At 36.9% G+C, this 7,173-nt stretch carries 5 protein-coding genes; all 5 read left to right on the forward strand.

Features of this window, described 5'->3' with window-relative positions:
* Positions 1–1,813, forward strand: a 1,813-nt coding sequence (locus WFK35_RS18970; protein WP_336733879.1) for a caspase family protein, incomplete at its 5' end; no start/stop codon positions are given.
* A 5-nt stretch (positions 1,814–1,818) separates the two neighbouring features.
* Complete coding sequence (locus tag WFK35_RS18975) at positions 1,819–2,994, forward strand: AAA family ATPase (protein ID WP_336733881.1); 1,176 nt, start codon at positions 1,819–1,821, stop codon at positions 2,992–2,994.
* 13 nt (positions 2,995–3,007) lie between these two features.
* Entirely contained in the window at positions 3,008–4,234 is a 1,227-nt protein-coding gene (locus tag WFK35_RS18980) for a hypothetical protein (RefSeq protein WP_336733883.1), read from the forward strand.
* Positions 4,235–4,238: 4 nt separating this feature from the next.
* Positions 4,239–6,407, forward strand: coding sequence for a hypothetical protein (locus WFK35_RS18985; RefSeq protein ID WP_336733885.1), 2,169 nt, complete (start codon positions 4,239–4,241; stop codon positions 6,405–6,407).
* A 5-nt stretch (positions 6,408–6,412) separates the two neighbouring features.
* Positions 6,413–7,173 (forward strand): hypothetical protein (locus tag WFK35_RS18990; protein WP_336733887.1); only part of this gene is annotated, 761 nt, incomplete at its 3' end.

The following is a 7,173-nucleotide window of genomic DNA, read 5'->3' on the forward strand; positions in this document are numbered from 1 at the left end:
TGATAGCCTCTCTAAATCTGAAGCACAGACTGAGGATACCATGTCTCCCCCAGAAAGTGATGCTTTAGCATGCAGTAATACGGAAACTGAGCATGAAACCAGGGGGGCAAGACTTCCTTTTAATAAAACTGAAACCAATACTCCAAGAAATAAATTCAATGGAGTGAATTATCTTTTGCTGATTGCTATAGATGATTATGATGAAGATATAACAGGATGCAGTCCTTTGAAAAATCCTGTCCGAGACGCCGAAAATTTCAAAAAAATTTTGAAAGAAAGATACGGATATGAAGAAAAAAACATTATAAATCTTTTAAATGAAGATGCAACAAAAGATGTAATTATTGAGACTGTAAATTCAATGGTTAAAAATATGACCAAAAATGATCAGATTCTTATCTATTTTTCAGGTCATGGCTGTGGAAGTGAACAAACTCTTTATGTTGCTCCCTTTAATTGCAATAAGAAGAAGAAAGCAACCAGCTTTATCGAAATCAAAGATTTGTTTGAGCCCAAAGATCCGGACAACCTTGATATACTAAAAAACTTCGGCAGCTTGTTATTAATAATTGATGCATGTCATTCCGGCGCGTCACAAATTGGGATCTCGCAAAGTTCAAAAGAAGGTCGCCCAAGGGAACTTCTTATGTCCTGCAGAGCTGAAGAATTAGCTTTAGATGAAAGTGCTTTTTCTAAGGCCTTATGTGAATTCTTAGAATCCAATGTTCAAAAAATAAGATTTAAAGCAGAAAATTTATCAGGTTTTATCAATTCTAAATTTGAAAAACTGATGGCACAGACAGGCCACAGACAAGAACTTCAATATGCTCCCGCTCCGTCAAAAGATAATGCCCCTCCTGCTTTCGAATTTAATTTATCCGATAATGAAAGAGTTTCTCAAATAACCTTTACTGAAACAATTATAAAAGAACTGAATTTTTCTAAGGAACGTCAGTTTTTTAAAGAAATTGATCTTGAAGACGCTCAGGTGAACTATAATTATTATATCATAAGCTCTGCATCTCATTCTACTAAGATTGAATCTACCCGATGTAATATATTTTCCAGGGAATTAACCAAACGCCAGCGACAGGTTAGTGATTTTACCATTGATTTTTTCAGAACACAATGTTTTCATATCAATTTATCTCAGAACCCAACGATAAATCATTTTTTAGTTTCAATAAACAAAAAACTGGGCAATGATCAATCAGCAGAATTTGAAAACATCCTGAATGGCAATGGAGATAACAGCCTATTGTGGAAATTCTTCATTAGTAAAGTAGGGAGTCATTTTGTCTTAAAAAAAGGAAATGAATATCCTTTTTTGCTGGCTTTTATTTTTGAAAACCCAACCACAACCTCATTTGAGGTTATTAAAAGCTTCATCAATATTTTAATGGAAAAAACTGAAGTCTATAGAACTGGTGAATGTATAGATGAGAATACGGTATGGAGCCCTCTGATGATCAATTTAATTTCGGATTGCTCAAAACCTAATTTAGACCCTTCAGATAAAAAATGTGTCAATAAGGATCACATCAATGAGATATTAAACAGATATGGCAATCCCAGTTTCAAATTCTTTGACAGAGTAGAAGAACTTGACCGAATATCTATTGATAACTGGCTCACAGAGCTTAACACTATTATAGGGGATAACTTTGTTAAAAATACCTATCGAAAAGTGATTTTAGACTTATGCCCCAGAGGCAGCAGCATAGAATATTATGATTTTATAGACAAAGCTTCTGATATAATACTTAGAAACAAAACTGAAATCTATTCTAAACTTTTTTTTAATAAACTCTAAACAAAATGAAAATCAAACCATATCCACACCCGAATCCTAAAGTAAAAGGAAGCATCAGTCGTTTTGAACAGCTAATAGATAGTAAATTGCAGCCTTCAATAATCACTCCTCATTTTCCTGATGGTAAATTTGAAGAAGTATACAATGAAGGAAAGCTGATATCCCTGAAATTTAAAAAAAATAAAAATACAATAGAAGGAAGACCTATTGCTCCTTATATTCCTTCGGGGGAAATCAAAGAAATTGTAAGGCTAGCCCAGATCCTAAAACGTCCTATACTCATAAAAGGAGAACCCGGCAGCGGTAAAACCCAGTTATCCAGAGCGGTCGCCTATGAATGGTACGGGGATGATTATAAACAGCATTATTTTGAATGGATCATCAAATCTACCTCAAAAGCCATTGATGGAATCTACAGCTTTGATCATATTGAAAGGCTCCGCGATGCTCAATTATCCCAGCAGTTCAGTGAATTAAAAGATAAAAAAGCAGTAGACTACCGGAAATTCGGGCCTATGGGAATGGCATTTCTTACCTCTACTGAAGAAAATCCAAGCATCCTTCTGATTGACGAAATAGATAAAGCAGACATCGATTTCCCTAACGACCTTTTAATGGAACTGGACGAACGGCGGTTCCAGATTCCCGAATCTGAAACAGGAGAAATTATAGAAGCAGAATATCCTCCCGTTATATTTATCACAAGTAATGATGAACGTGAATTACCGGAAGCTTTTTTGAGACGCTGTCTGTTTTTATATATTAAATTTCCTGATGATGAACAGATGAAAAGAATCATAGAAGCTCATTTACCGGACCTGGTAAGATCACAAAGATCAGATAAAAGTTTTGTTGAACTTACCATTGAAAAATTTAAAATACTGAAAAAAGAAAGAGAAGATGATCCTGCGGACAACAAACGCGTAAGCACCAGCGAACTATTAGACTGGCTTACCGCCTTTGATTATGACAGACGGAATGGAAAAGGCGCCCCTGCCGAACATATTCACGACTATCTGAAACATTTTTTCGAACCCGGAAATGATGAAAAAAATACAGAAGCTATAATTGATATCGATAAAGGTAAATCATTAGGAGCTCTTCCTTTTTATTTTCAGACGATCCTCAAATCCTATGCAGCCGTACAAAATCAGAAAGATAAAAACAGTCAGAAACCTTAAAACCAACTGAATCATGAACGTATTTCTCGATGGGCATTTACCTTTCTGGCAGTTTTTTCATCAGATTGAACAGCAGTTAAGCTACGAACGCTGGATTGATAAATATAAGCACTTTTTAGAGCTTCTGCTAGATCCACATATCCGTTATGATAATGAGGGTGATTCTTTACTCTCAGCCTGTAAAATATTGTATTTACAGGATATAAAAGACGAAGACCGGTTTACGCAGCTCTTCACGACGGCCTGGTCTGAAGAAAAGAGCAAATGGGAAAAATTTTTCAAAACCATAACGGAAAACGAAACTCCAGGAGGAGAGCCTCCTCAAAACGGTAATTCACAAGAGCCACAACAGCCCTCCTCTGAAGGTAGCCCTGCACCTAACGAATCCGCAGACATAAAAAAAGAAGAAAAAAAAGATCCCGTTGCGCAACAGGAAAGTAAAAATGAAGAAAAGATCGCTGAAGAACAAGAAAATTATTACTTTACTCCAAGCATCAGCTTTGACAGCCTGATTAAAGATGAAGAATCCCCGAAGGATACCACCGGCATCCCTCTGTATAATTTTCAGGATGAATATTTACCCATCAACCGGCGTGAGATGATCAAAGGATGGCAGTACCTGAGAAGGCACGAAAAAGGAAAACTAACCAATGAAATAAACATCTACTCCACTGTTAAAAAAATCGCGAGAGAAAACATCTTCACCGAACCGGAATACCTGCACGGATTACGCAACCGCGAAGATGCCATTATTTTCTTTGTAGATTGTAACGGCTCTATGATGCCGTTTCATGAGCTTAGCCGCAGACTGGTAAAAAGTGCCCGAACTTCTGGAGGTCATAAAAACGCACCGGTTTATTACTTCCAGAACGCACCTACAGATTATGTATTTAATGAATTTCAATTGACATCACCGGTTAAAATCGCACAGGCGCTTTCAAAGACCAATTACAACTTCAGTATTGCAGTGGTCATCAGCGATGTTGGTTTTGCAAGAGGATACGGAGCTCCCGAAAGGCACAAAATAAGATGGCAGCAGCTACAGCCCTTCCTTAAACAACTGAATGAAAACTGTGCCCATATACTCTGGCTCAACCCTGTCCCGGAAAACAGATGGCACGAAGAAACAGCACAAAACCTGAAAAAAGAAGTGCTTAAAATGGCTTCTATATTTGATGCAGGAATGAATCCGTTTCAGACGATCACAAGGACATTATTAAAGTATCAAAACAAAACCTAATAAAATGGCAGTTTTACCTGACAATTTCCCGATAGATGATCTGAGTACTATTGAACGTATTCAGCTGGAATGGTTTTACTCCAAATTTACAGAAGAGTACTACAGTGACTATTTTTTTGGCCATATGATGCTGGCTGCCTATGCCTCGGTTCCTGCTTTCCTTACCCCGGATCTGCTTTCCAAGCTGTGGCAGAACTTTGGAGAATATACCTGGAATGAAGAGAAAAAATTTATCCACAGAATGGCGATCTCTGATATTTTACTCGCTCCTTTCTGCACCCAGATAAGCTACGAAGTATACGAGATGGATTCTGATACCAGGCTCCGTTTTTTAAAATGGATGAACAGTGATGATAAACTATGGACTTTACGCAAACCATTTAGCATAGCTGATATCGCCAGATTTGTAGAACAATATCATAATAATCCCAATGACATTATTACCAGAGAAGGCAGCAGGTATCTGGAAATACAGAAATCGGAGGCTCAAATGTATTACGACCCTAAAAGTGTGGTTAATAGCTATCTGAAACAGCTTAAGGAATTACACGAGAATAAAGATAAAAATGAGAATGAAAAAAATAACGAAATTGTAAACCTGCTGGAAGCCATTGAGCAGGCCAGACAAAAAGAAGATTATGTAAATCATCATGATAAAAATAAAGCCATATTCGGTTCCTTGTTTAAAAGTGAAGAACTTAGCTTATGGAAGCATTCACTATTGCAGAATGTACATACACTGGGAAATATTATCGCCAATAATAATATTCCTGATTCTCTGCTTTCAAAAAGTGCAGAAAGAAAAGAAAATTCTGTAACCATCACTGTTGAAAAAAAACAGACAACACTGATTTCAAAATTTGAAAGTGCACTTCCATCACGAAAAATCGCCCTGATAATAGCAGACAGCGATACTGATATTACCAAAATAAAAAAGGTATTGGAAGCATCCGAAGAATGGAATCAATATATCATTGAGGTAACAAAACCCATTGTATCAACAGAGAAAAACTCTTTAAAAGCAAAATATAAGATCACAGAAAAAGATCATTTATTAGTATATATTCATGCAAAAAATGCCAGAATGCATGATCGCCATTGCTATTTTTATACCCATGAACAAAGTTGGATAAATGACTCTAATATCAGTGTTATTGCTTCTGAAATGAACCCTCTTTCATTTACATTAATACTAGACGGAGCCCTTACAGCCACTCCCTATTGGATGGATACTACCAAAACAGGATACTCTCTGTTTGCTTTTGAGCAGGATGAAACCATTGGCCAGACTATTTTCGAAGCAGACACTACAGATTGTGCAGAGCTTATCAAAAAACTAATCAGTGACAATCACACGGAATCCATCAGAAGTGTATTTGTAAAAACAGTCCTCACCAACGAAAATAATAACCTTCCAAACTGGCTTCAAAACAAGCAGCTTATCCTGATGAGTAACCGGGAAACCTATTTTGCCCCATTAGGAAAAGCTTCCGATGAAGCGGTGAAAGTACAGCATCTGCTAAGACTTTCCGGTAAAATTAACATGAGGGAATCCCAATGGCAGAGTCAGGAAACTGATTATGTAATCAAGAAAATAGCTGCAAAATTCAAAATAAATCCTAACGTCTACGAAGTTCTGCCGGCTTTACAAGGTTTACATAAAAAGAATATCCAGCATCAGAAACCCCTGTTTATCTTTATTTTTTCAGACCCGGAAAAGGTGTTAACCAATTTAGACAGGGAAGCCAGATCCATCAGAAGCTATTTGCTTAACAGTGAAATTGGCCTGTACAATGAAGTCCGTTTTTTTAAAAACAGAGAGTTTAAAGAGATTGAAACATTTATACTACATCCGGATAACAGAAACCGTGTACAGTGGATTTATTATTCAGGATTTGATACGAAGGGAGCACCCAATATCAATGGAAAGGTAATAGATCTGACCGTTTGGCAGCACTGGCTGGAGTTTCAGAATCAATTGGAAATGGTTATATTAAATACCTGCAACAGTAAAAATCTTGCCCGGCACTTAACACAAATAGGCGTAAAAGCAGCAGTAGGCAGTAATGCAATGGTCATGGATAATGTAGGCGCTGATTTCGGAATTGATATGATGAAGAGCATAACCCAGGATAAATATTTCTTCCAGATAAAAAACTTAATAAAGCAGTAATTTTTATGGAACAAAATGTATATTCAGATTTCATGATATTCAGAGCTTCATGGAACAATGACTTTAATGACATACCGGAAAGCTGGTATCAGCAGCGTGAAGATATTCAACCTAAACTTCACTGTATATACGGGTACAGCCCCGGCAGTAATCTGGCTCCCGGAAATATCTCTGCATTTCAGAATATGATGTCCGGGTCTCTTAAAAATCATCTTTCCGGTTTCACGGTTATTTCACATTCGTTAAATGAAAAAACAACTCCTGAAGAACTCCCTCACCTGAATTCAGAAGACTGTTGTGTTATCTTTTTCAGTGGTGAGGCCAGACAGGATAAAAAAGGAAATATAATTCCTTACCTAGAAAATGCACAGATGGGCTACCAGCAGGCCTTTGAGAAGTATATTGCCACTTCTGAAGGACACTTCTTTATTATTATTGATGTTCACAACATTCAGTCTGTGGAGTATGATATTCAGCCTATTCAGTTTTCATCTGCCCAAAAGCTGGTTGTTTTGCAGAGTTACAGTAATAACCGCTATCACAATTACTTTTTCAACCTGCTTTTGGAGACCATTAAGCAGACCGGGGGCAATATCCGGTATTCAGATCTTATTACAAGATTGCATCTCAGATATTATCATGATAACAGAAAGTTTTTTCCCGAAATGTATGGCTATCATAAAGAGATCATTAAAACATGGTTGTTTTCAGGACTTGTGCCTTATAAAAAAATGGAACAGGTTTATTATAATGACAATATAGGATC

The sequence above is a fragment of the Chryseobacterium sp. VD8 genome, assembly GCF_037149975.1.
GTDB classification, from domain to species: Bacteria; Bacteroidota; Bacteroidia; order Flavobacteriales; family Weeksellaceae; genus Chryseobacterium; species Chryseobacterium indicum.